Annotated in this window: 17 protein-coding genes and 1 pseudogene; 7 read left to right on the forward strand and 11 right to left on the reverse strand. The window is 61.2% G+C overall.

The genetic code is table 11. The features are described from left to right. A pseudogene (locus A7X77_RS30145) lies at positions 1 to 106 on the forward strand (IS5 family transposase); the annotation flags it as partial. A gap of 185 nt (positions 107 to 291) precedes the next feature. On the opposite strand, the gene A7X77_RS30150 reads toward A7X77_RS30145, so the two are convergent. Next, a complete protein-coding gene (locus A7X77_RS30150; protein ID WP_064686485.1) occupies positions 292 to 795 on the reverse strand; it encodes a TetR/AcrR family transcriptional regulator in 504 nt (167 codons plus the stop codon). Positions 796 to 908: 113 nt separating this feature from the next. Here A7X77_RS30150 and A7X77_RS30155 point away from each other — a divergent pair, with 113 nt between their 5' ends. The 4 genes from A7X77_RS30155 (at position 909) to A7X77_RS30170 (ending at position 3,272) form a co-directional block, all read left to right on the forward strand. Continuing rightward, the gene (locus A7X77_RS30155; protein ID WP_064686486.1) at positions 909 to 1,676 is read left to right on the forward strand and encodes an SDR family NAD(P)-dependent oxidoreductase; all 768 of its coding nucleotides are present in this window, start codon (positions 909 to 911) and stop codon (positions 1,674 to 1,676) included. Between the two features lie 11 nt (positions 1,677 to 1,687). After that, positions 1,688 to 2,038 (forward strand): carboxymuconolactone decarboxylase family protein, encoded by a 351-nt coding sequence (locus tag A7X77_RS30160; RefSeq protein ID WP_348626307.1) that lies wholly within the window; start codon positions 1,688 to 1,690, stop codon positions 2,036 to 2,038. Between the two features lie 296 nt (positions 2,039 to 2,334). Further along, the gene (locus tag A7X77_RS30165; RefSeq protein WP_064686487.1) at positions 2,335 to 2,619 is read left to right on the forward strand and encodes a GIY-YIG nuclease family protein; all 285 of its coding nucleotides are present in this window, start codon (positions 2,335 to 2,337) and stop codon (positions 2,617 to 2,619) included. A gap of 368 nt (positions 2,620 to 2,987) precedes the next feature. After that, positions 2,988 to 3,272, forward strand: a complete 285-nt coding sequence (locus A7X77_RS30170) for a GIY-YIG nuclease family protein (protein ID WP_064686488.1) — start codon at positions 2,988 to 2,990, stop codon at positions 3,270 to 3,272. A gap of 1,879 nt (positions 3,273 to 5,151) precedes the next feature. On the opposite strand, the gene A7X77_RS30175 is transcribed toward A7X77_RS30170, so the two are convergent. From A7X77_RS30175 to A7X77_RS30185, 3 genes are all read right to left on the reverse strand, one after another. Then, the gene (locus A7X77_RS30175; protein WP_064686489.1) at positions 5,152 to 8,547 is read right to left on the reverse strand and encodes an acyl-[ACP]--phospholipid O-acyltransferase; all 3,396 of its coding nucleotides are present in this window, start codon (positions 8,545 to 8,547) and stop codon (positions 5,152 to 5,154) included. A gap of 92 nt (positions 8,548 to 8,639) precedes the next feature. Beyond that, positions 8,640 to 8,921 carry a YiaA/YiaB family inner membrane protein gene (locus A7X77_RS30180; protein WP_011424367.1) on the reverse strand — a complete coding sequence of 94 codons (282 nt, stop codon included), beginning with the start codon at positions 8,919 to 8,921 and terminating at the stop codon, positions 8,640 to 8,642. Between the two features lie 49 nt (positions 8,922 to 8,970). Further along, entirely contained in the window at positions 8,971 to 9,657 is a 687-nt protein-coding gene (locus tag A7X77_RS30185; protein ID WP_064686490.1) for a PspA/IM30 family protein, read from the reverse strand. A gap of 110 nt (positions 9,658 to 9,767) precedes the next feature. On the opposite strand from A7X77_RS30185, the gene A7X77_RS30190 reads away from it, so the two are divergent. Together A7X77_RS30190 and A7X77_RS30195 are read left to right on the forward strand one after the other, a co-directional pair. Continuing rightward, on the forward strand, positions 9,768 to 10,382 hold the full coding sequence (locus A7X77_RS30190; protein ID WP_064686491.1) for a TetR/AcrR family transcriptional regulator: 615 nt from the start codon (positions 9,768 to 9,770) through the stop codon (positions 10,380 to 10,382). A gap of 506 nt (positions 10,383 to 10,888) precedes the next feature. Then, positions 10,889 to 11,668, forward strand: a complete 780-nt coding sequence (locus A7X77_RS30195) for an SDR family NAD(P)-dependent oxidoreductase (RefSeq protein WP_064686492.1) — start codon at positions 10,889 to 10,891, stop codon at positions 11,666 to 11,668. A gap of 36 nt (positions 11,669 to 11,704) precedes the next feature. Here A7X77_RS30195 and A7X77_RS30200 read toward each other — a convergent pair whose 3' ends face one another. Genes A7X77_RS30200 through A7X77_RS30230 form a run of 7 tightly spaced genes read right to left on the reverse strand, consistent with a single transcriptional unit; the run spans position 11,705 to position 24,500 of the window. Continuing rightward, the gene (locus A7X77_RS30200) at positions 11,705 to 12,505 is read right to left on the reverse strand and encodes a hypothetical protein (RefSeq protein ID WP_156668171.1); all 801 of its coding nucleotides are present in this window, start codon (positions 12,503 to 12,505) and stop codon (positions 11,705 to 11,707) included. Further along, on the reverse strand, positions 12,505 to 12,921 hold the full coding sequence (locus A7X77_RS30205) for a hypothetical protein (protein WP_064686494.1): 417 nt from the start codon (positions 12,919 to 12,921) through the stop codon (positions 12,505 to 12,507). The genes A7X77_RS30200 and A7X77_RS30205 overlap by 1 nt, the downstream gene beginning before the upstream one ends. 37 nt (positions 12,922 to 12,958) lie before the next feature. After that, the gene (gene drmB, locus A7X77_RS30210; RefSeq protein WP_064686495.1) at positions 12,959 to 14,830 is read right to left on the reverse strand and encodes a DUF1998 domain-containing protein; all 1,872 of its coding nucleotides are present in this window, start codon (positions 14,828 to 14,830) and stop codon (positions 12,959 to 12,961) included. 11 nt (positions 14,831 to 14,841) lie between these two features. Beyond that, a complete protein-coding gene (gene drmA / locus A7X77_RS30215) occupies positions 14,842 to 18,375 on the reverse strand; it encodes a DISARM system helicase DrmA (RefSeq protein ID WP_156668172.1) in 3,534 nt (1,177 codons plus the stop codon). Next, positions 18,375 to 18,884: a hypothetical protein gene (locus A7X77_RS30220; RefSeq protein ID WP_064686496.1), complete on the reverse strand. Its 510-nt coding sequence runs from the start codon at positions 18,882 to 18,884 to the stop codon at positions 18,375 to 18,377. The genes drmA and A7X77_RS30220 overlap by 1 nt, the downstream gene beginning before the upstream one ends. Positions 18,885 to 18,890: 6 nt before the next feature. Then, the gene (locus A7X77_RS30225) at positions 18,891 to 20,486 is read right to left on the reverse strand and encodes a helix-turn-helix domain-containing protein (RefSeq protein WP_156668173.1); all 1,596 of its coding nucleotides are present in this window, start codon (positions 20,484 to 20,486) and stop codon (positions 18,891 to 18,893) included. Between the two features lie 60 nt (positions 20,487 to 20,546). Further along, positions 20,547 to 24,500 (reverse strand): Eco57I restriction-modification methylase domain-containing protein, encoded by a 3,954-nt coding sequence (locus A7X77_RS30230; protein WP_064686497.1) that lies wholly within the window; start codon positions 24,498 to 24,500, stop codon positions 20,547 to 20,549. Positions 24,501 to 24,508: the final 8 nt, after the last annotated feature.

Raw genomic sequence — 24,508 nt, forward strand, 5'->3', positions numbered from 1 at the left:
CGCCAAGCTCAAACAATGGCGACGTCTCGCCACACGCTACGACAAACTCGCAGCCAATTTCCTCGGCTTCATCAAGCTGGCAAGCATCATGCTTTGGCTCAAATAGTTAATTTGTCACCACGGCCTAGAGCATTTCCGTTTTTCTTCGAATCACGAAAATCGTCTATCTCTTTGTTTTCACGCAATTCCGGGCGCAAAACTGTGCAGCGGTTTTGCGATAACGACATGCGTGAAATAAAGAGCTAAAGCGCGACGAGCGAATCTGAAAGATCGCGACGCGCTTTAGGAGCCTCAGGCCAGCGCGGCAGTGCCGCTGTCGAAGACGGAATGGTCGTCGAGGACGTTGGCGGCCAGCATCGCGCCTTCCAGGGTGGCGATGACATGGACGGCGGCGTCCCTGGTCAGCCCGGCCTGCATCAGCCTTTCGATCCCGAGCAGGAAGAACCGCCGCACCTCAACCCTGACTTCCTCGGCAAGATCGTGCGAGGTCGCGGCCATGGCGCCGCAGAGGCACATCCTGGCGTCGCGACGCAGCGCCTCGCGGAAGACCTGCCGCCAGGCGGCGACGATCTCCTCGCCGGCCGCCTGGCGCTGATCGACGGCCTGGAGAAACCGATCGGTGTAGCGGCGGGCGACGGCTGCGGCGAGCTTCTCCTTGGCCGGAAAATGATAATGCACCGAGGAGGCCTTGACGCCGACGTCGGCGGCGACGTCGCGGTAGCTGAAGCCGCTATAACCCGCCCCGCGGATCCTCTCCTCGGCGGCATCCAGGATTGCCTCTGATGTTTCGGTCATGCGCCCATCCTCTCTATCTAATGTTAGATAGGGGTTGTGCTTTCCGGAAGCAAGCTTTATGTCCGGGGTATCTATCTAACGTTAGATAGACAAAACAGCCAAAGGAGAAGCGTATGAGATTTGCAGGCAAGGTGGTCGCCATCACCGGCGGCGGTTCCGGCATCGGCCGGGAAGCGGCAGCCCGTTTCGTGGCGGAGGGCGCCAAGGTCGTGATCAACGGCCGCGACCGCGAAAAGCTCGAAGCGGCGGCCCGCGACATCGATCCGAGCGGCAGGGCCGTGATCGTTTCGGCAGGCGACATCGCCCGGCCGGAAACCGGCGCGGCCTTGGTCGACGCCGCCCTTTCCCGCTTCGGCCGGCTCGACGTGCTGGTCAACAATGCCGGCGTCTTCAATCCGAAGCCGTTCCTCGAGCTGACGGAAAAGGATTACGACTGGTATCTGGACACCATCCTCAAGGGCAAGTTCTTCACCGCCCAGGCGGCCGCCAAGGCGATGAAGGACAATGGCGGCGCCATCGTCCAGACCGGCTCCATGTGGGCGATCCAGGCGATCGGCGCCACCCCGTCATCAGCCTATTCGGCGGCCAAAGCCGGCGTCCATGCGATGGTCCGCAACCTGGCGATCGAGCTGGCGCCCTATAATATCCGCATCAATGCCGTGGCGCCGGCCGTCGTCGAGACGCCGGTCTACAACACCTTCCTCTCCGATGATCAGGTGAAGCAGGTGCTGCCGAGCTTCAATTCCTTCCACCCGCTCGGCCGCAACGGCCAGCCGCGCGATGTCGCCGAGGCGATCCTGTTCCTCGCCTCCGAGCAGGCCTCGTGGATCACCGGCACGATCCTGCCGGTCGACGGCGGCGTCACCGCCGGCCGGCACTAAGGAGAGCCGGCATGAGCCATATGCAGGACTGGAACGCCTATCGCGGCACGCTGCTCGGCCGGGTCGGCGACTTCGCCAAACTCAGCCCCGACGTGCTGCGCGGGTTGAACATGATCGAAGGCAGCGGCGGCAAGACCGGTAAGCTCGCGCCGAAGATGCACGAGCTGATCGCGCTCGCTGTCGCGGTCACCACCCGCTGCGACGGCTGCATTGCCGTGCACGCCAAGAAGGCCGTCGAGCTCGGCGCCTCCGAGGGCGAAATCGCCGAGGCCCTCGGCGTGGCGATCGCACTCAACGCCGGCGCCGCGCTGACCTATACGGCGCGGGTGTTCGACGCGATCGAGGCTTTGCCGGAGCGGTGATGGCAATGCGGGCGGGCGCATGGCGATGCCAGCGCCCGCTTGCCCGCCGTGCTCGGCTGTGGATCCCAGGGTCAAGCCCTGGGATGACGGAGGAGAGGTGGTGGCGGGACAGGTCGACTCCGGCGGCGCGATAAAGCTTCTGACGGAGGAGAGATAGTGCCGGACGCGTCGGTTCCGCCGGCGCGATGCAAAAGCGGCGCGTCCTGCACCGGCGGTGCGTGTGGTGAGAACGCCAACCCCACACTCCGTCATCCCAGGGCTTGACCCTGGGATCCACAGCCGAGCACTCTGCCGGAATGGCAGGATATGTTTACATCGTCACCAACCAGAAAAACGGCACCCTCTATATCGGCGTGACATCCGATCTGGAGCGCCGCATCTATGAACATCGCGAGGGGCTGACGCCTGGCTTTGCCTGGAAATATGGATGCACCCGCCTCGTCTGGTACGAGGAGCATTGGGACATCGGCAGCGCGATCCAACGCGAGAAGTCATTGAAACGGTGGTATCGGCAATGGAAGATCGACCTGGTCGAATCGATGAATCCCGAGTGGGACGATCTCTATCTTACGCTGTGGTGATGCCGGCTGCGTCTTCTGCAGTGCCAGCCGCATGGATCCCAGGGTCAAGCCCTGGGATGACGGAGGAGAGGTGGTGCCGGGACGCCTAGAGCAATTCCAGGAAAAGTGCGAAGCGGTTTTCCGTCCGGAATTGCGTAAATCCAAAAAGTTAGAGCGGTTCTGCGCTTCCGTCAAAAGCTGAACCGCTCTAATCTCGCCGGCGCGATGAAGCTTCCTGACGGAGGGAGATTGCTGCACGCGTCGGCTCCGCCGGCGCGATGCAAAAGCGGCGCGTCCTGCACCGGCGGTGCGTGTGGCAACAAAGCCAACCCCACACTCCGTCATCCCAGGGCTTGACCCTGGGATCCACAACCAAGCACTCTGCCCACATGGCAGGATATGTCTACGTCGTCACGAACCAGAAAAACGGCACCCTCTATATCGGCGTGACATCCGATCTGGAGCGCCGCATCTATGAACATCGTGAGGGGCGGACGCCCGGCTTTGCCTGGAAATATGGCTGCACCCGCCTCGTCTGGTATGAGGAGCATTGGGACATCGGCAGTGCAATCCAGCGCGAGAAGTCGTTGAAGCGCTGGAACCGGCAATGGAAGATTGATCTGGTCGAGTCGCTCAATCCCGAATGGGATGATCTCTATCCGACGCTCTGGTGATGCCGGCTGCGTCTCCTGTCGTGTGCTTCCCATGGATCCCAGGGCCAAGCCCTGGGATGACGGAGGAGGTGGTGCCTGGATGGCGCGGGAGAGGTAGTGCCGCGTTGGCTGTGGAGAGGTGGTGCTTGGCTTGGCCGTGGAAAAAAAGGGACTGGGTTGACTGAGCAGAAGTGGTGCCGGGATCCATAAGCCGCGCCGGACGCGATGAAGCGAACCGCGAGCGCGGCGCGACCAGCTGCATTGCCGATTGTCGAGAACGCCAACCCCACACTCCGTCATCCCAGGGCTAGACCCTGGGATCCACAGCCCGGCGCGCGGCTTCGATTGTTTCCCGGCAGGCCATCACTCTACACGCAGCGCCAGCCGCATTCATCCCAGGGTCTAGCCCTGGGATGACGGAGGAGAGGTGGTGCCGGGACAGGTCAACTCCGTAGCGCGATGACGCTTCTGACGGACGAGAGGTGGTGCCTCGACACAAAGCTCGCCGGTGAGATGGAGACACCACAGGCGCCGCTGAAGCTGCACCGCCGGTGCCTATGGCGAGAACGCCAACCTCACACTCCGTCATCCCAGGGCTTGACCCTGGGATCCACAGCCAAGCACGCAGCTTCAATAATTTCCTGCAGGTCATCACCCTTCCCGTAGTGCCAGCCGCATGGATCCCAGGGTCAAGCCCTGGGATGACGGAGGAGAGGTGGTGCCGGACACACAGGCCGGCGCGGACGAGAGGTCGTGCCGCGAAGCATCGCCAGCAGCGGCGATGAAGCGACGGCAGATGTGGGCATTATAGGCTGCGCCGACGGAGCGTTTGGCGAGAACGCCAACCCCACTCTCCGTCATCCCAGGGCTTGACCCTGGGATCCACAACCCCGTGCTCGGCTTCAATAATTTCCCAGCTTCGGCTGCCATCTCTGTTCACGCAGTGCCAGCCGCATGGATCCCAGGGTCAAGCCCACTGCTGTCCGGTTTAAATTTGGTGGACATGGCGCACCGTGTTGATTCTACTCGTATTCGGATGTTTGGCGACAATCCCGGACACGAAAGAGGAGCAACACCGTGCGCCATGTCCACCAAATTTAAACCGGACAGCAGTGGGTCAAGCCCTGGGATGACGGAGGAGAGGTGGTGCCGGACACACAGGCCGGCGCGGACGAGAGGTCGTGCCGCGAAGCATCGCCAGCAGCGGCGATGAAGCGACGGCAGATGTGGGCATTATAGGCTGCGCCGACGGAGCGTTTGGCGAGAACGCCAACCCCACTCTCCGTCATCCCAGGGCTTGACCCTGGGATCCACAACCCCGTGCTCGGCTTCAATAATTTCCCAGCTTCGGCTGCCATCTCTGTTCACGCAGTGCCAGCCGCATGGATCCCAGGGTCAAGCCCACTGCTGTCCGGTTTAAATTTGGTGGACATGGCGCACCGTGTTGATTCTACTCGTATTCGGATGTTTGGCGACAATCCCGGACACGAAAGAGGAGCAACACCGTGCGCCATGTCCACCAAATTTAAACCGGACAGCAGTGGGTCAAGCCCTGGGATGACGGAGGAGAGGTGGTGCCGGACACACAGGCCGGCGCGGACGAGAGGTCGTGCCGCGAAGCATCGCCAGCAGCGGCGATGAAGCGACGGCAGATGTGGGCATTATAGGCTGCGCCGACGGAGCGTTTGGCGAGAACGCCAACCCCACTCTCCGTCATCCCAGGGCTTGACCCTGGGATCCATGCGGCTGCCACTGCGGGAGGAGCGATGGCCTGCTGGGAAACAATTGAAGGCGCGTGCCTGGCTGTGGATCCCAGGGTCAAGCCCTGGGATGACGGAGGAGAAGTGGTGCCCTGAGATGGAGGAAAGGTGGTGCCTTCCCCCAAAATCCAACGCCCGCGCTACGCCGCCTCTTCCTTCTCAGCCGCCCTCTCCGCCAGCTTGCGCGCCGCGACGAAATCGACCTTGCCGGAGCCCAGCACCGGCACCTTGCCGATGGTGATCTCGGCCGGCACCATCATGTCCATGGCGCCCCTGGACTTGGCGAAGGCGAGGAATTCGGCGCGGGTGGCGGTTTCGGCTTCGGTGAGCAGCACCAGGCGCTCGCCCTTCTTCGGGTCGGGCAGTGAGGAGACGACCGACAGCGCCCCAGGCCAGAGCTCGGCGGCGAGCGCCTCGATTGCCGCCAGCGACACCATTTCGCCGCCGATCTTGGCGAAGCGCTTGGCGCGGCCGCGGATCTTGACGAAGCCGTCCTCGTCGATGGTGACGATGTCGCCGGTGTCGTGCCAGCCATCGGCGAGCGGTTCGAGCACGCCCGGCCTTTCGGCACGGAGGTAACCGGCCATGACATTGGCGCCGCGCACATGCAGGCGGCCGCCCTCGTCGATGCCGGGCACCGGCTCGAGCTTCCATTCCATGCCCGGCAGGATTTTGCCGACCGTGCCGGAGCGGTTGTACATCGGCGTGTTGATCGAAATGACAGGCGCGGTCTCGGTGACGCCGTAGCCTTCGAGGATGCGCAGGCCGAATTTTTCCATATAGGTGTGGCGGGTCGAAGCCTTCACCGGCTCGGCGCCGGAGAAGATGTAGCGGATCGAGCGGAAATCGTAAGGATGCGCCGTCCTGGCATAACCGTTGAGGAAGGTATCGGTGCCGAAGATGATCGTGGCGTTGGAGACATAGATCAGCTCCGGCACGATGCGGTAATGCAGCGGCGAGGGATAGAAATAGACCGGCACGCCCGAGATCAGCGGCAGCACGGTGCCGGCCGTCAGGCCGAAGGAATGGAAGACGGGCAGGATGTTGAACACCTTGTCGCCGCTGTGGAAATCGATGCGGGCGGCGGCCTGGGCGGCGTTCGACAGGATGTTGCGGTGGGTCAGCACCACGCCCTTCGGCGTGCCTTCCGAGCCCGAGGTGAAGAGGATGACGGCCGGATCGTCGGCCTGGCGCTTGACGAGCGGCCGCGCCTTGCGGAGAAGCCCGATGAGCTTGTCCTTGAAACCGATCTCGGCTCTGAGATCATCGAGCCAGACGACCGTCAGCTGCTTTTCCAGCTCCTCGATGACAGGGCCGAGCTTGGCCTGGGCGACGAAGGCGCGCGAGGTCAGCACGTGTTTGACCTCAGCCGCCCTGCAGGCGGAGAGAATGTTGGCCGCACCCGCGGTAAAATTCAGCATGGCCGGCACCTTGCCGGCCGACATGACGCCGAGAATGGTGGCGGCGGCGCCATTGGCATTCGGCAGCATGACGCCAAGGTTCTGTTCGGGGAAACGGGCGCGGAACTTGGCGCCGAGCACGGCGGCACCGGTCAAGAGCTTGCCGTAGGTCAGCCGGCCGGTGACCGGATCCTCGACGGCGAGCTTGCCCATGCCGAATTCGTAGCCTGCCCGGATGACGCGGTCGAGCACGGTCGAGGAAGTATCGGCGGTGCGGAACAACAGGTTCGACATCACCTGGTAGAGGGCAGCACCTGCCGCCGTGCGGCGCTTGCGGCCTTTCAGCTCCGGTTCCACCTCGAGCTTCACCGGCTCGAGAATGGTGACCTTGACCTTGGGGAACAGCCGGCGGCGGATCTTGCCGTTGTCGAGGTAGGAGAAATAGGTCTTCTCCAGCCCGTCGATCTTGACCGGCACCACCATCGAGCCTGTTTTGTCGGCGACCATGGCCGCACCGTCATAGACCTTCATCAGCGTGCCGGTCACCGTCAGCCGGCCTTCGGGGAAGATGCCGATCGGGTTGCCTTCCTGCGCCACCTTGATCAGCGAGCGCGTCGCCATCGGCTTGGTCGGGTCGAGCGGCAGGAACTTGCACATTTTCAGGAAGGGGCGCACCCACCAGGCCTGGGCGATCTTGTAATCGACGGCAAAGACCGGCTCTTCCTCGGTGATGGCGAGCGCCAAGGCGCCGTCGAGCAGGCTCACATGGTTGAGCGCAATGATCGGCGCCGGGCCGGCCTTCTTGATATTCTCCAGCCCCTCGACCTCGAGCCGCATGAAGGCGCGGAACAGGATCGAGATGAAATCGCGGAAGGCATTGGTCGGCAGCGTCTTCAGCATCAGCCAGGCGACGGCGAAATTGACGATGCCGAGGCCGATCAGAATCTCAGGGATGGAAGCGCCGAGCGCCTGGATGACGGCGACGAGGCCGAGGCCGACGGTGATGAACAGCGCCGAGAGCACATTGGCGGCACCGATGACGCGGGCGCGGCGGTCCTCATGCGCCCATGTCTGCAGGCCGGCGAAAGTCGGTACGGCGATGAAGGCGCCCGAGATCGCCATGCCGGCGAGATCGATGGCGACGCGGATGGTATTTTCGCCGGCAAAGAAATCGAGGATCGTCGTCGCGTGTGAGGTCGAGGTGAGGCCCCAGAGGTTCCAGGCGAGATCGAGGCTGAAGAGGCCGAGCAGCGCGGTTCCGACGGGGGCCGGCAGCAGCACGATGCGGCCCGCCGACATCCAGGCGGCGATGCCGGAACCAACGGCGACGGCGACGGCGAAGACCGTGAGATAGGCCGGCACGACGAGCTCGGAGCCGCCGAGCAGCTCGGTCACCATGGTCGGCAGGATGGAGAGGATGAAGGCGCCGACCAGCCAGAACCAGCAGTTCATCAGCGCCGAGCGCCACAGCCGCTTGTCCTCACGGATTTCCATGACCAGCGTGTAGCTGGAGCGGATGACATTGCGGTCGATCTGAAGATCCGGCGCCTTGGAGCCGGTCGCCGGGATCATCCGGGCGGACAGCCAGCAGAGCAGCGACAGCCCCATCATCATCGAGCCGAACAGCAGCACATTGTCGCCGCTGGAAGAGGCAAGGGCGGCGATGATCGTGCCGCCGAGAATGGCGATGAAGGTGCCGCCCTCGATCCAGGCATTGGCCTTCGGCAGGTCGCGGCGTTCGAGATGATCGGGCAGGATGCCGTATTTGATCGGCCCGAACAGCGCCGAGACGACGCCGAAGCCGAAGAGCGCCACCATCAGCACTGATATCGAGGAGAAGCCGAGACCGACGACGGCAAGGGCGGCGATGCCGATCTCCGATCGTTTCAGCAGCTCGGCCACCTTGGCCTTGTCGTGCTTGTCGGCGATTTCGCCGCCGAGCGCCGAGAGCAGCAGGAAGGGCACGATGAGGATGACGCCGGCAAGCGTCACCAAGGCTGCCCCCTCGCTCGCCGACATCTTGAAGAGGATGAGGAAGACCAGCGTATTCTTGAGGAAATTGTCGTTGAAGGCAGTCAGGAACTGTGTCCAGAACAGCGGCGCGAATTTCCTCGATGTCATCAGATTGGTTTGCACGGCGAGACCCTCTTTTGGTGGGCAGAGAAGGCCACAGAGTTGTTACGCAAAAGTTGAGTGCGATAACAACTCTGCGATGTGGTTAAGGAAGATCAATCTTCATCGCTACGATTGAATTTGACCAGCAGCTTTTCGGTGCGGGCATCCTCGACCTTGCGGATCAGCTTCTCGGATTCGGCATTGTCGCGCAGCGTCTTGGTGATATTCACCGTCGTCTGCACCAGCATCAATATGCCCATGGCGAGATAGCCCTTCCCCCAGAGATCGAGCGGCATCATGTAAAGGCCGAGCGCCAGCATGAAGGCGGCGGCGCCGAAGGAGATGTAGGAGAAGCTGACCCAGCTGGCGGAATGTTTCTGGAAACTGTCGTTCATTGTTTTCAAGTCCCTTGGTTCGATGAATGAATGGCTGGATGGATTGAGATCAGGCGGCCGGCGTGATGCGGCTCTTCAGCCGGGCGAGCACGTCATCGGCCGATGAGGTGAGCGGCGCGCCGCAGCCGGCATTGGCAAGCTTTTCGATGATGCCGGCCGGCCGCGTGGCGCTTTCCATCTCCTTCAGCGCCGCCGCCGTCAGCTCGTTCTGGCTCTGGCGCAGGCGAAGCCGCGCCAGCGTCTCCTCGGCCTCGTCGAGTGTGGCAAGGCCGGGGCCGGCGACGGCGACATCGAGCTTCTGGGCCTCTTGCGTGGCGCGGGCCAGCCGCTCGCCGCGCTGCAGCGCCTGCAGCCGCGCCTCGGCATCCCTGACGATGCCCTTCAGCTTGGCGATCGATGTGGTGAACTGGCTTTGCGCCTGTTCCGACGCATCGCGCTCGGCCTCGAGAAAGGCGATCGCTTCGGCCGCTTCCCGCGCCAATCCCTCATTGCCCTTGGCGAGCGCCGCAGTGGCGCGGGTCTCGAGATCGGCGATGCGGGCAAGGATCGTCTGATGCTGCGCCTTTTCCTGCTCGTTCTGGGCGATGGCGACGGCGACGCTGCGCCGCGCCGTCTGGATCGATTGGGCGGCCTCGCGGATCTGCTGGGCCAGCAGCGGCACGGCGTGGCGATCGGCAAAAGCCTGCTCGGCATCATGCGCCCTGCCCCGCAGCAATGTGGAAATCAATTTGAACATTTCTGTCCTCCGGTTTATGAACGTTGTTCACGAGATGAGTTATGGCAGAATCATGAACGACGTTCAAGATAAATTTTGAACGCCGTTCAAAAATCGAAGGGACATGGTTAATGGCCGGCAGACGAGAAGAAAAACGCGAGGATTTGAAAGCCCGGCTGATCGAGGCGGCGCGCGAGCGCATCGCCCGCGACGGGCTTGCCAACCTGCGCGCCCGCGACATCACCCAGGACGCCGGCTGCGCCCTCGGCGGCCTCTACACCGTCTTCGCCGACCTCGCCGAGCTCGTCATCCACGTCAATTCCGCAACGCTGAAGGCGCTGGAGGCGAGGCTGACGCTTGACGAGGCCAAGGGCAAAAGCCCGACCGACCGCCTGCGCAACCTCGCCCAGGGCTACCTCGCCTTCGCGGTGGAACACCGAAATCTCTGGAAGGCGCTGTTCGACCACTTCCCCCCCGCCACCAACCCGACGCCGCAATGGCACCTCGACGAACACCTCTTCCTGATGGACGTGATCGCCGAACCCCTCGCCGAACTGCAGCCCGACATGCCCCCCGAAGACCGCGCCATCCGCGCCCGCACGTTGTTCGGCGCGGTGCATGGCGTCGTCAGCATCAGCCTGGAAGGCCGCTTTGTGGGCCTGCCGCTGGAGCGGCTGGCAAGAGAGGTGGACGAGCTGGTGCAGACGATCGCGGCGGGGGCGGAACTGCGGCGGCAGGGGATGTGAGGTGGCGGTGAGGAGAGTGGCGTGGACTAACGTCGCGGTTTTTCGCGGAGCCCACCCCTCCTCCGTTGTCACAGGCTTTGAGCCTGGGATCCATGCCGCGCGCATTGTACTGGCCGGCGGCACATAGAACGGCATCATCCGCCTGACGGCCTTGCGGCTCCGGCGCGAGCCCCACGCCCCTCTCCGTCATCCTCGGGCTTGACCCGAGGATCCATGCCGCGAGCATTGTGCTGGCCGTTGGCAATGGGAACGGGAGGGGGCATCCTATCCGTGAACGTGTGTACGTCGAGTGCTGCGGGTGGATCCTCGGGTCAAGCCCGAGGATGACGGAGTATGTGGGAACCAGCCTGCAAAACCGCACCCGCACCCCGGCGGACCTGCTCCACCATCTCGCCTCTTGCCGCTCGCGCCTCCCCATCCTCCGCCCTCCCAAGGCTTGACCCAAGCACCCCTCCCCAAGCACTCTGTGCCCACCCCACCCCACGCCGCACGCAAAAGGAACCCCCATGAGCCGCATCTTCATCACCGGTTCCACCGATGGCCTCGGCCTCGCCGCCGCCCGCACCCTCATCCGCGAAGGCCACGAGGTCGTCCTCCACGCCCGCTCCCGCGAGCGCGCCGCCGCCATCGCAGAGACCTCCGCCGCCGCCCTCGGCGTCGTCATCGGCGATCTCGCCAGCGCCGCGGAAACCCGCTCCATCGCCGAGCAGGTCAACGCCATCGGCCGCATGGACGCCGTCATCCACAATGCCGGCATCTACCTCGAGCGCAGCCGCGGCGAAACGCCGGAAGGCCACGCCACGACGCTGGCGGTCAACACGCTCGCCCCCTATCTCCTCACCGCCTGGATCACGCGGCCCCACCGCCTGATCTATCTCACCAGCGGCATGCACCGCAGCGGCAGCAGCGCGCTTGACGATATCGACTGGAACAAGCGCCCATGGAGCGCCAGCCAAGCCTATTCAGAAAGCAAGCTCTACATCGCCACCCTTTCCGCCGCCATCGCCCGCCACTGGCCGGATGTGCTGAGCAATTCCGTCGACCCCGGCTGGGTGCCGACAAAGATGGGCGGCGCCGGCGCGCCGGATGATCTTGAGATGGGGCACCTGACGCAGACGTGGCTTGCGACCAGCGAGGACGAAGCCGCGAAGGTGAGCGGCGGATATTGGTATCACCGGCAGCAGCGGGAGGCGGCGGCGGAGGTGGGTGATGTTGAATTTCAGGAGGCGCTGGTGGAGAGGCTTGCGGGGCTGAGTGGTGTTCGGCTGTTCGAAGAGCGCGGGTAGGATGCAAGACAGGCTGGCCCGCCACTTTTCAGGAGGTTAGAAGTTATTCATCGCGTTAAGCGTTTGTCGGAAACTTCTTTCTAGCTTCGATAGGCCGTTTGGTAATAGATCATAGGCCTTGCCGAGGCGCTTGATCGAATAGTGATCGGCCAGCGCTTCAGTGCCGGATTGAAAGCCTCCCGCGCGCACGATCCCGAATGTACCCTTCTTGAAGAAGGACAGGTAGCGCGAACTCCGCCTTCCCCAGAAGGTGAGAGTGTTGTCTTCGAAAATTCTACACGGCATGCCGATCGTCGTGGGGATAGTGACAAGAGCGAGATCATAAAGACGAGCAACGGTTTGCCGTGTCTCGTCGAGATTTCCATTGTTGGTCTTGTCCTTGCACTCGATGGCGACGATTGGCAGTCCTCTCGGATAGCCGCCGCCGTTCATTCGTATCGTCTCGGATATCGAAGCAGGAATGACAGAGATGTCGAGCTCGTGTTTCGCCTCGCTTCGACCTTTCCATTGCACGCTGCCCCGAAGCTCAAGATTGAAGGACGGGTCCCCAACCCGTTCCAACAAAACAAATGAAGGCCCGCGAGGATTATTTCCCGGTATTTGTGACGGACCAGCAGGTAAGGCAAAAGGGGAGCCAGGCGGCAAAGATGTCCCGTCGCCACGCCGCAGACTAACGTTCCACTGAGGTAAAATTGATGCAGTCCTCGCGAGCCGCATTAGAACCCAAGCCTCCATCGCCTTGCCGGCACCAGAAGGAATAGCGGCGGAACCATGAGCGGCGCGGAATGCCCTAAGAAGCCTCCGGAGTTCACGTTTTTGAGCTGAAGGCAATGCCACTAAGCCGCTCCATCCCGCGGGACTAAGAGCCGGGCAAGCCCCTCCTCCAGATTATCAATCGCCTCGACACGACGCGCCTGCTCGCCCTCTGACACCGGCGCCCCCTTGGTCACTGGCTCACCGTTCGTATCGATGAATACAATCGGCACGATCTTCCCGCCGTTTAGTTCGCTTGCGATTTTCTCCGCCTCAGCCAATCTACGAGCAGGCTCCGTCAAGCGCAGCTTGAGGAGATTGACGGCTTCCTGCAGTTGTTCGTCATCCGGGATCGGAACGCGCTCGGAAGCACCGTCTCCGTCTGCCAACGTGCTTTCGCGTCCAAGCGCGATCTCCATCAAGATCTCTCCTGCCAGCGCCGAAAAGCCTTCCTTATCGAGGAGCGCGACGAGGTCCATCACCCCTTCGTTCATAGCCATGTGCCTTCACCCACCAACACAATTAAACCGCGGCGCTTCAAATGACTTCGAAACACGCATATCTGGAGCCAACCACTGTCGGCACAAGCAAACCTCGGTCGAGCCTCGTATTCCGAGCCTCGCACGACGTCTCAGGGATAAGCAGACAAGCGTGACAGGCAGCGCCATGAAGATGGCGATCATCATGATCGCCATTGGGTGCATGCTCCGCACAAATCGGATCGTTTGAGCACAACTCAAGTCGATTCATCGCTCGGGTCAGCAATTCGCCGACGCGGTGAGCCATTCCGCTCAGTCCGCCGAGCGTTCCCTGGCCGCCGGCCGTCGATGTGTAGATCAGCAGCCCATACCGATCCGTCTGACCGGCACCGCTGGAGTAGACGCGCTCTTTCAAGGACGAGAGTGGATAACCGCATTCCAATGAAAGCTCGGACATAAGAGCGTGGGAAAGCGAATGTAGAGCCCAGTAGGCTATTCCTAAATGCGAAGGAGGTCGACCGAACCTCTCGGCCTCACGAGATTCCCCCTCTCTCAACACACGCATCCGATCGTCCACCGCGGGTAGGCTTCGCCAGCGATTCAGATGCTCGGGATTGACGTGGAGAAAGATACCTTCGCCGAACTGCTCGATGGCCGGGAGCCACTCGACGTTCCTAGCAAGATCGGCACCATCAACTGCGAGCTGAATTTCATCCAGCTCGCTTTCGGCGGCCGTTGGCGGTGGCTCAAGGCGCGTGAAACCATACAGACAAGTTACTTCCCGAAGCCGATGAACCTTGACGACCCCCACCAAGAAATCTCGCCACGGCTGATCCAGACGCAGTACGTCCAACGGCAATGTTTCTGCGAAAAGATGAGACGACGGGCCGTCATGTCCGATGAAACGAGTGCCGGACGCCAAGATGTCAAACTCTGCGACCCTGGGATTAGCGGAAGTCGTCGCATCCCCAGTCTCTTCATCGAGCGCGCGCAAAATTTCTTCGTCTGAAAACTCCGCGAACGCATCCTTGGTATGGGGCAAACTACGCAGGATATCGATGAAATTCGGCAACGGCCGAATTGAATCGATGGTTGGTCGATGCTCCTGAACCGTTTGGCGGACCCGGTCATCCGAGTTCGTCAGCGAGATCACTGTAACGGTCTGGGCAAAATATGTGTTGGTCGCGGATCGCGGCAGCAAACGTAGGTCAATGCCACATTCCTCGTCATGAAGCCTTTGCGGCTGGAGCCAAGGGCTGTCTGATCGACAGGTGCCCAAGAACTTCGGCTTGTAGAGGTCGGCCATGGTCAGCATGGCACCGCATGTGCAGCGGACCGAGATGTCCGATGGGTCAGAGCTTACACCGCGCTCAACCCAGTACATTGGCTTTCTACACGTTTGATCGCCATTGCGATGAGCCAGGTATCGCCAACCGATGTCCTGCAGGTGCCCCTTCGTGCAGGCGGCCACGAAACGGATCGGGTTCACTTCCCGGCGCTTGCCCCGATCATCTTTGTAGGAGAGCTTGCCGCCCTTGGTGGCCGTCAAGTGGTCGAACTCCACCATTCGTCGGCGCTTCTCGAGGGCAGCAGAGGTTTGATCCCCGCCGCCACCGGACGCATCCCCATCTTCGTCGACGGTAAACCAGCTCGGAAAAAGCAATACCTCTACCCCAGGAGCGCGGTCATCGCGTCGCTCCTCGTCCTGCTCCGGTGGCTGACGGAGGCCTGAGAAGGTGGGGCTCAGCTTGTCCCCCAGCTGATCACGAAGAAGAGCGATCAGGCGATCCTCCGCCACGGTCTTCATGTTTGGACCATAGCGCCAACCCTGCAGCCCCGACACGATCACGGCCTGATCCGGGAGGTCGAGCATAGCGCCTGGCCCGTAAGTCAGGAGCAATTGGCTGAAGCTTTGTGTGATGTCTACCATGGTTCTTCTCGCTACTCGAACAAGCGGCCGTCAGGCCTTCTGATTTTCAGCAGTGCGACCGGTTCGGTATCGCGCATGGATCGAGCAGCGACGAAGAAGTTGTTTCCGCGTAGGCCCAAGGTGTCTTGCAACAGGCGCTGCACCGGCTCCGCTTTCGCGTAGACGAAGCGATCCCCGTTTTCCGTCTGTCTGTCAGCTATTGATATCCACGCGTCGCGCAACTCATCAAGCCGGGCAAGGCACCGGTCGACCAGTTCCTGCTCGACGTTCGCGGTCGCCATCTTTTCTTCGACGATCTTGCGAACAGCCGTATAGGCAGCGGGGTTGTCCCCCATCCGCGTGACAAAGTCGTTCTGGCTGAGGTCAGGCTCCACATGGCGCGCGGCGGCAACGAGTGTTGCTGCAAGTGCCCGGTCCAATGCCCGAGGAGAGAACGGAGTGACGCTTGTGGGCTCGACGGCGCGGTAGAAGCTCATGTGGAATGCGCGGAACTGTTCGTAATGCGTTCGGTCTCGCGGCTTGTGGATGTTGAGAAGTGTGATGACGAGCCCGGGCTTGGAGGCTTCACGGCCGACGCGAGACGTCGCCTGAATATATTCGGCAGCCGTTTTCGGCTGACCTTGCACAACCATCAGACCAAGGCGGCCGATATCCAGACCGACAGAAATCATGTTGGTCGCCAAGGCTACATCGACAGCGTTCTTCTCTAGCACCGGATAGCCTAGCCGCGTGCGTGCCTCCGATACCTGGTCGGTGCTGTAACGCGAAGTCAGCTCCTGGACTTCACGCAATGTCCGATCGGCGAACGGCTGCCCACTCGGTTGTTTGCGGACACGGCTGCTGCCGTAGCTGGTCAGATGCGCCCGCACCTCGTCCTCGACGATACGCCGTGCGCCTCCGAGCTCTCGAAGGGCGTTGAAGTAGCAGAGAGCCGTCAGGTAGGGGTCGGCAGGATCGTTGTCGTTCCCTGTCGAAAGGGCTGCGGCACCGGAGAGGATGGTCTGCAGCGCGCGCAGGTAAACCAGTTTCGGGCCACGGCCTGGCGATGCAATGCCGGCATAGACGCGCGATGGCGATTCCCGGTCGACCTTCGCAAAGAAGGAGTCGTGGCGGCTGATGCCGGGCGGCGGGAAGATCGCCGTCTTCGAGCGGCCGAATAGGTTCTTGATCTGGGTTTCCGCCCGCCGAACGGTTGCCGTGGACGCAACGATCTTCGGGCCACGACGCTCGCCGTTGATCTGGCGTGAGGCGAGCAGATTGAATGCCGTCTCGTAAAGGCCGGCGATGGTGCCGAGTGGTCCGGAGATCAGATGCAGTTCGTCCTGGATGATCAGGTCGATGGGGCGCAGTTCCCGCGACATGCGGGTGCCATCTGCTTCCCCGGCACCGTAGAACCCTGAATAATCCGAGCGGGTGACGTGGCCGAAGAATGCGCCTGCGCGACCTTCCCAGGGGACGCTGGCAAACTTATCGACAGTCGCGATCATGAAGGCTGGCAGACGACGGTAAATCTCATCATCGACCACCACTATCGGTAGACGGTCAGCGCCTGAAAATTCGCAATCCAGATTGTCGCAGCGAATGTCCAGGCGTTCTGGCTTGGTCAGGTTTGGATGAATCTGGAAACTGTTCTTGTTGAAGCGCTCACCACACCAAGGGCAGTTCTTCATCGGGGCCGGTGCCGGCCCGTTTCGGCTGCGGTGTTCCGCCAACCAGGCAACGGCAGTGCTTGGGTTCTTGTTCCTGGCGTCGCCGAGTGCGTTGGGGGTCGCGCCTCCCCCTACCCAGAGACCGATCTCGATGGGCCAGGTCCCGAGTTCAGGATTGCTTTTCCGCTCAAGCTCGAGCGCGCAGACGAGACCTGCCGCACGTTGCAGCTGGTCGAGCGTCAGAAGCCGCAGCGTGTAGCGCATCACGACCGACAGCCCAGCACCCTCCAGGCCCGGATTGGCCAGACGGCGGCGGGCAATGGCGAAGGCCGCGAGCCCCAAATAGGCTTCTGTCTTGCCGCCACCGGTCGGGAAGAACAGGAGATCGACAATCGGCCGATCGTCATGGCCGGGGTCAGCCAAACCGTCGAGGTTGAGAAGGATGAAGGCTAGCTGGAACAAGCGCCATGTCGGTGCGCGTTGCTCTGACAGCGGCTTCTTGTTGTCGGCCGCAGCCCGCTGTCGGTTCGCCCGCGCCATGACCTTGTTCATGATACGGAAGGCCTCGCGGCTCGTCGGGTCATTCACCAGACGATCGATCCCGCCTTCGATGCGGCGGCAGGCCTCGCGGATTTTCACAAGGCAGTCGCGCGCGACGTGTTGGCGGCGTGCTCCCGAGACGTTGGCGATCAACCCATCCTGCTCGATGGCCCATTTGGCATATTCGACCGGCAGGGCGGAAAGTGCGGCTTTCAGACTGGCGACATCAGCCGCGGCCTTCTCCAGTTCGTCCATGCTCCGCACCACAGCGGGAACGGGAATGTCGGCACCAAGCTTTTCCACCTCTTGGACGGGGATAGGATTGGTGAATACGGTCACGATCCGACCACGCTCGTCGAGCACGCACCAATCGGCTGAGGTGTTGTGGCCAACGGCAAAGGAACAGACGTCGCGGTAATGGAGATCAGCAAGGCGCTCATCGAAATCGCTGGCATCATACGATGCGCGGTCATCGCGAGGCGCAAAACCATCAACGGCATGAAGTTCGAGGCGAGCCTGGAAGCAGAAGGCGATGTCCCCGAAGCGGCGATATGTTTCCGGGCGGGCGTTCACAAGAAATACGGAGACCGCCAGAACATCGTCCCGGATGCCATCGATGCCTGCCGTCTGGGCCGGCCGCACGGTAACCACCAGTTCGAGCCCGCCCCCTGGCACCTGCGGGGCTGCGCTCTCAGGCACCACGATGCGCTGGGGAATACCCTCCTGCAATGCTGCCACATCGATGGTCAGGCGTTCCTCGCGCGGAATCCTGCGCCAATCGAGTGAACTCTTGGGCGGCTCCTTCGGCGGCTCGCCTGCCTGAACGGCCTTTTCTCTCTCGTCGGGCAAAAACACGGCTTTGTCGAGCGGCGGTTCGGTAACGTAGTCGCCCCACGTAACGCGCGCTTGAAGCGTCTTCGCCGAGCGCGGCAGCAGCACTGTCAGACCCAGTGAAGAGGGAACAAAGGAACGCATCGGCGGCCGCTCGCTCGCGCCGTCGTCGACGGCGCTGCCCGAGCCAGGTGCGCCCAGTTCCATACCCTCGGCTGAGCGCAGGGCGTCGAGCTGGGCTTCTGCCTTTTCGTCGTCGGCAGCGCCGTTTCCGAAAATTTTCTCGGCGCGGCGTTCACGGCGGTCCTTGCGGCGGGGGGCGAGAAAACCGGTGAGATACCAGGTTGAGGGGCTCGTGCCGGAAATAACTTCCCGATCGAGATCAGGATCGAGGTCAGGATGCGCTCCAACCAGATCGCGGCGCATCAGGTTCATCAAGCGTTCACGAACTTCAACGGGGGATGCCGGCTTGGGGAGGGTGCTCAGCGCATCTTGCAACGGTGTTGTGGTCGTATTGTTCGACATTACTTCCCCTCCAGCTGCGCAAGTTGCGTCAACGCCTGATCAAGCCACTTTTGTGTATATGGTGTCCTGAGGTCCAGCCTGGGCTTGAAGCCGACATCGCCAAGCAATCGCTCAAGCGACACGAGACGATCCCGCATGCCAAGGCGAATGCCGATCCGGAGACTGGCCTTGTCCGGGCCACACAACACCCAAGCGTCTTTTCGGCTGATAGCATGTGCCCAGAGCGCGCGTTCGCCATCATCAAGATAGGCGATCGAAGGGTCTTTGGTCACAGCCTCGGCGCGGTCAGCATCACGAACGGCATGAACCGCCGTGAGCGTCTTCGTCAGCACATCATTCTCAATCTGCTCCTCGGGCCGCCGCTGCTGGTAGCCCGTCTGCGTCTCGATGAAACAGTCGCCGACCGTCTCAACCGCATAGCCTCCACAAAGCGCTTTCCACGCGGAGACGCGCCAACACTCGATGATGACGTTGGTGTCAACGAGAACGGGACCATGGTGTCGTGCCATGCAGCCTCACAACTCGTAAGGCGCTTCGACGCCATGGGATAGAAATAGCTCCGCAAAATCGTCAATGGGCAGACCGAGGATCGAGGCAATCCGGCGCATTGAGGTCTGGCCTTCATCCAATGCGGTAGCAACAATTTGAACAAATGGCTTGGAGAAAAGTGGGGGCGCTTCCGGCTTCCCCGGTTTCGCCCTCCCGTTGTTTCTAAGACCGTCGTCAGAAATTGCGTCGCTCTGGACGCGGCTTAGGCGTCCCATGCCAACAAGACGCCAACGCAGAGCCTGAGACGTCACCAGCAACTCATCGGCCACCTCATTAAGGCGATCGACCAATTTCTCTTCGGTCAGATTTCCCCAATCACCGAACCGATCCAACACCGCGGCAGGCATAAGAAGCGCCGACGCGAAATTGTCCGCCAACTGCTCAACGCGGCTCCGCTTTTTCGGCATTACCTCCTCGATATGCTCAGGCGGCATCTTCTCCCATGTGAGGATGTGAAAGAGTTCGTGGGCAAGATCGAAATGACGTCGACCCGTTATCTCATTGCGATTGATGAGCACGACATCCAGCTCGGGCAGGCGACAGGCTGCGCCCGAAACGCCTTCGATCGGGTCGACCATCAAGACAAGAATGCCAAGCTTTTCAGCCATGACATCAGCCAGCCGGCGTGCAGGCACGTCTCCGAGATCAAATTCCGCCGCGAAGCGTTCGCCGTCGGCACTCGCGTCGTCAAAGCTCGACTGCCTTGATAGACTCAGCGCTGGCCGGATGAGCGGAGGCTCGCGACCTGTCTGGCGTGCGAGCGTGCGGAATGCCGCAATCAAACGGCCGGCCGACTCTTCGTAGCCGCGCAGCCGGTCGCCATCGACTCCAGTCTGCCGCCAGGAAAAACTGCCTTCCCCGGCTAACATGAACGGATCAGTGAAGTAGTCGATGGACACGCCGAAGATTTGGGCAGCACGCAGCAGCTCGTCCGCCGCGACCTTGCGTTCACCGGTTTCGATGGCCGAAAGGGTTTGGCGATCCTTAAAGCCGAATTTCTCGGCCAAATCTTCCTGTGACAGCTTCCGCTGTTCGCGCAGCGATTTAATGCGTGCGCCGATTGTCGTGATCATTGGGGTTCTCCTTGCCCCATATAATCTTGCGGAATAACATTTGCAAGAATTTCTTGCGAAACTCCATTTGCCGAAAGCGACGCCGAGCAAAAACGCGACGAGCGACCCAAGGAAGCTTGCAACAATCGGAACCCACCATCGCCAGTCTGTGTGTTGCTCGCGCGCTTTTGCATGCAGCTCAATGGCGATGTCGATCAGCGTCTTGATCTCGGTCTCCGGCACCCGCACACGCGACACAGAGTTCCGTTCTTCAGCAGAAAGTTGATCGTATTCCGGCGTCGTCAGCAGCCGATCCTCCTTGCGATAATAAAGGCGTGGCGACGCGCGCCGCCAAATCAGCGCATAGTGATCTTGGTTGTCAGGCGACTTGCGGAAGAACTCCGGATGGTCATTGAAAACGTTTCGCCAATGACCCGCCTTCATCTCGTCGCCGGAAATGAAGTGCGCCCACTTCTCGCACGGTTGGCTCGAGCGCACGTTCAGCGACATGAACTGAATCGTCGCAATCACATCGGCTAGTCTGTTCGACTTTAGATAAAGGCACCTTTGTCATACCGCGACTTCCCCATTCCCATCTTCATCGCTCCGAGTGGAGCCCTTCGGCGCGATGCCTTGTCTGACCTCCTCCGAGTGGCGCTCGGCATTGAGCGCCAGCAGGCGAGACAGCACGCGATCACGGCCTTCGGCGTTCCAGAAGTAGCGACCCTGATAGGTGTGATCGTTCTCGGTCTCCTCGGTCAGGAATATAGGATGCAGTTCATCGGCGAGGTCGTCCCAGCCATAGGCGCGCAACACGGCACGATCCATTTCGTCGTGCAGGTCTCGCAGGCGCTGGATAGGCTCTCCGCGTTCCTCCTCTTTATGAAAGCGATTGTAGGTTTTGGTCATACCCTCGTTCGAGGCGACCATCAGCTCAGCCCGGCGGTCGTGATAGAACTCCCCTGCCACTTCAAGTGTAAGGTCAGACTCATAGCCCGGCGGAAATGGAAAGGTCTCGAGGCAATCGGACGGTGCGTAGCGCAGTCTATCTTCGAGCGTGGAGGAGAAAAAGCGTGCCCAGATTTCATGAACGCGGGATTGGAGTACAGCAAAGGGGGCGAAATTTGGATAGGCAAAAACAACTGTACTATCAGCGAATATTTGATCGGCCTTAACGCGCGCAACACTATGATGAGCTGAAACACGCGAGACCGCGAGAATGTATTCTTTGCCTGAAATCGTCGAATATAGTTCTGACCGCTCTCTCCAGTATCGCCACCACTCGTAATACATGTAGCCGTACTGCTTGTTTTTTTCCTTCTGCCGTTCCGGGCGAACGTACTTGTCCAATATATTGTATAATTCCAGCCACGACGAGCGCAACTCAGTTTCCGTCAAGTCAGAGACGTTTACCACAAGCCGATTGGTTGACTGGTTTGGACTGCTATTTATGTCTTCCCCGCCCAAGTACGGATGAATTCTTTCAGCATAATTTGGGTGCTGGGCTAGAAGGGCTTCAAGGTCTTTAGTTGATGCGCAGTTACCCTTAGACGCTCCTGCGTCATCAAAAGTAAAGCCCATTCCGAGTATTGTTGATCCTTGAAATCCTTTCTCCATGTTCACGGCCAAACGATTCGGCGCTTCATCGAGTTCACCAGAAACAAGGTAAGCTGATATACGGCCAACCTGCTTCCCTTCGAGAACTGCCGAACGTAATTCGTCACCTTTCCGTATGTGCACAATAGACACTACGACTGCCGCGCCTTCGTTCGGCCACTGGTAACGCTTGTTCGCACGAAAGATACTCCCGCCGTTCCGCAGTATCATCGCTAACCCAGTTTCTCGAGTGTCTCCTTGGCCGATCGTGTTAGTAGCAATCAGGCCGAAAGCACCGTCTTTGCGTAGTAGGCTGAACGCACGGCGAAAGAAATGCGCGACGAGGTCGGCATTCCCGTGAGCGCCCTCATGCTGTTGCTGCAGCCAAGGCAAGTAGAGCGGCCCTGAAGCCGCCGAGATGGTATTCTTACCGGCAAATGGCGGATTACCGATGATGGCATCGAAGCCCGTATTGTTGCGATTGAAGACTTCCGGAAACTCAATCTCCCAATGAAATGGCCGCCATCGGTGTTCTGCTCGGAAAGCCTCCGCCTTCGCCTCCAGCAGGTCCCAACGCGGCTGAAGATGGCCGCCGATCCAGCTTTCGACCTTGGCCCGTTCCACTTCACGCGCCTTGGCCTTATCGGCGGCGAAAAACGCCGCGACGACGGCATCACCCACGATGCGTGCCGGCTCCACTTCCGTCTCGACACGGCGAAAGCGGGACTCCTGCACGGCACGGGTGACATCGTCAGGGGCATTGCGGATCGCCTCGCGTACTTCCTGGGCGCGGTCCACCGCCTGTTTGATCATGCTACGGAAAAGCGGCAGGCCGAGTTTCGAGGCATCCCAGTGCGCAGCCTCGATCTCGTGCCGCGTCAAGCCGACCAGGCTGTCGCCGCTCTTAATGGCGTGATCGAGGAAAGTGAATTCGTGATCTCGCGCTAGAGTCGCCAGCCAAAGCGACAGCCTCGCCAGGTCCACTGCCATCGGGTTGCGGTCAACGCCATAGAGGCATTTCTGGGCAACCAGACGCCGCGCATGCAGCGCCTCATCCTCATCCGGCGGAATGGTCGGTCTTTCTGCGCCGTACATGTTCCAGGCCTGTTCAAGCCGCGCGCCGAGCTGGCGGCAGGCTTCGACCAGGAATGCGCCGGACCCGCAGGCCGGATCGCATACCTTCAACGACAGCACTGCCTCGGGCGAGGCCTTGGGACCTATCCGCTCAAAGGCTGGCTCCAGCGCATGGCGAACGATCGGCTCGGTCAGCGAACGCGGGGTGTAATGCGAGCCTGATCTTCGGCGTTCCTCGGTCGGCTGCAGATAGGGCGTGCCTGGACTGATGGCGGACCCGTCCGGCGTGGCGCGCAGATCGACTAGGCTACCCAAGGCATCGAGCAGCGCCGGGACATCCGTGGCCTCCTTGACGCCCTTCGCCAGCTTGGGCGACAGCTTGATGGCGTGATCCTTTAGCCACTTCTGCCGGTCATTCGGCGTCTGGGCAAGAAGCGCTTCGAGGCCGATGAAGGTGGGCAGCTTCTTTTCGTCGCGCAGGGCGATCATATGCTCATCGGCCCGCAGGGCAGTGAATCCCATAACGGTTTCGTAGACCGAGCCGATGCTTTCGACGTCGAGGGAACGGTATGATAGGCGTTCGCGGATTTTCTCGCCCGACAGGCTTCTGGCTTCCACGGTCATCAGCCCATGCAGAATGCGCAGGATACAGCCGTCAGAGATGGGCAGAACCTTCGCGTCGTCCGTGGTGCTGCCTTTGTCCCGCCCTTCGAGAAACGGGAAAACATTCGGATCAAACAGCTTGCCGCCGCGCCGGGCGACCCAATCTCCATGACCTTCATGGATGATGCGGAAGACGGCGAGAAGCTGGCCCCAGCCGCCTCGACGCTCGTCCATCGTATCCGGATTGAGCGCTTCGTCGGTGAGGAGCTTGGCGTAGAGTGTCTTGATGGAATAGGCACCCTCCCACAGCGTCTTCAGCTGCGGATCGGGCGACGAGGGCAAGAGGTCGCGATCTTCTGCATAGAGCAGGAAGACGAGCCGCATCAGGCAGGTGAGCAGTCCCTCGTAAAGGTGGTGCGAGTCCGCTTCCGCCAGCCCTTCGATGCGTTCGGAATCGGCCTGATGAATACCGCGCAACAGCTCATGCAGCGCGCCGAGAACCTGGCCCGACAGCTTTTCCGAGACCTCGTTCTGGGCCTCTCGTGATTGCTTGAGAACCGGGCGTAGCCGCTTGTCCGGCGCGCCGGTGAACAACGCATTTCGGCCAAGGCAAAGCTTGAGACCGGCCAGCATGGGCCGACCTTCGACTCGCCCAAGTGCGGCCAGCGGCCAGGATATCCAGCCCGCCGTTTCCCCACGCGGGGCATAGACCAGCCGCAGAGTATTGCGCGCGACCAGCAGACCAACGCCCACACCGGTTTCACGCAGCAGGCGTTCCAGCCGCTGATGCGGACTTGCTTCCCATTCGCTATCACCGAACTGCCCTCGACCGTCGGCGTCCAGGTTCGGATGCACGCAGACCAGCATCTGCGCAGGCACGCCCTCTTCCGTCACGTCGTTCCATAGTACGACCATGTCCGGTGTCAGCAGGGTTTCATGTTCGGGAACCACCCGTGTCAGATCGACAGAAACCGCCGGTCCCGCTGGGCTGCCGGCGACCAGTTTGCGAGGCCAGCCGAGCACCGTCTCTAGGAAGTCCCAGGTGTTGCGCAGCACGAAGAACTTGTCGTCTTCTCGCCTGGCCTCTGGAGATAGCTCCAGCGCCTCGGCAACCGCTTCGGTATCCAGAGGCGTCTGTCGGATTGGGGTGAGACCCTTGTCCCGAAGGACGTTGGGTCCGACGACCAGACCTTCGGGCTGAAGGTAATTCAGCCATTCCGTGGTTTCGTCTGCGCGTGCGTAGAAATTCATGGGTTTGC

It is taken from the genome of Rhizobium bangladeshense, from assembly GCF_001662075.1.
Lineage (GTDB): Bacteria > Pseudomonadota > Alphaproteobacteria > Rhizobiales > Rhizobiaceae > Rhizobium > Rhizobium bangladeshense_B.

What these genes read in the sequence shown, in the direction of transcription:
- A7X77_RS30150 (WP_064686485.1), bottom strand. Translation starts at nt 795, where the DNA reads ATGACCGAAACATCAGAGGCAATCCTGGATGCCGCCGAGGAGAGGATC.
- A7X77_RS30155 (WP_064686486.1), top strand. Translation starts at nt 909, where the DNA reads ATGAGATTTGCAGGCAAGGTGGTCGCCATCACCGGCGGCGGTTCCGGC.
- A7X77_RS30160 (WP_348626307.1), top strand. Translation starts at nt 1,688, where the DNA reads ATGAGCCATATGCAGGACTGGAACGCCTATCGCGGCACGCTGCTCGGC.
- A7X77_RS30165 (WP_064686487.1), top strand. Translation starts at nt 2,335, where the DNA reads ATGGCAGGATATGTTTACATCGTCACCAACCAGAAAAACGGCACCCTC.
- A7X77_RS30170 (WP_064686488.1), top strand. Translation starts at nt 2,988, where the DNA reads ATGGCAGGATATGTCTACGTCGTCACGAACCAGAAAAACGGCACCCTC.
- A7X77_RS30180 (WP_011424367.1), bottom strand. Translation starts at nt 8,921, where the DNA reads ATGAACGACAGTTTCCAGAAACATTCCGCCAGCTGGGTCAGCTTCTCC.
- A7X77_RS30185 (WP_064686490.1), bottom strand. Translation starts at nt 9,657, where the DNA reads ATGTTCAAATTGATTTCCACATTGCTGCGGGGCAGGGCGCATGATGCC.
- A7X77_RS30190 (WP_064686491.1), top strand. Translation starts at nt 9,768, where the DNA reads ATGGCCGGCAGACGAGAAGAAAAACGCGAGGATTTGAAAGCCCGGCTG.
- A7X77_RS30195 (WP_064686492.1), top strand. Translation starts at nt 10,889, where the DNA reads ATGAGCCGCATCTTCATCACCGGTTCCACCGATGGCCTCGGCCTCGCC.
- A7X77_RS30205 (WP_064686494.1), bottom strand. Translation starts at nt 12,921, where the DNA reads ATGGCTATGAACGAAGGGGTGATGGACCTCGTCGCGCTCCTCGATAAG.
- drmB (WP_064686495.1), bottom strand. Translation starts at nt 14,830, where the DNA reads ATGGTAGACATCACACAAAGCTTCAGCCAATTGCTCCTGACTTACGGG.
- drmA (WP_156668172.1), bottom strand. Translation starts at nt 18,375, where the DNA reads ATGTCGAACAATACGACCACAACACCGTTGCAAGATGCGCTGAGCACC.
- A7X77_RS30220 (WP_064686496.1), bottom strand. Translation starts at nt 18,884, where the DNA reads ATGGCACGACACCATGGTCCCGTTCTCGTTGACACCAACGTCATCATC.
- A7X77_RS30225 (WP_156668173.1), bottom strand. Translation starts at nt 20,486, where the DNA reads ATGTCGCTGAACGTGCGCTCGAGCCAACCGTGCGAGAAGTGGGCGCAC.
- A7X77_RS30230 (WP_064686497.1), bottom strand. Translation starts at nt 24,500, where the DNA reads ATGAATTTCTACGCACGCGCAGACGAAACCACGGAATGGCTGAATTAC.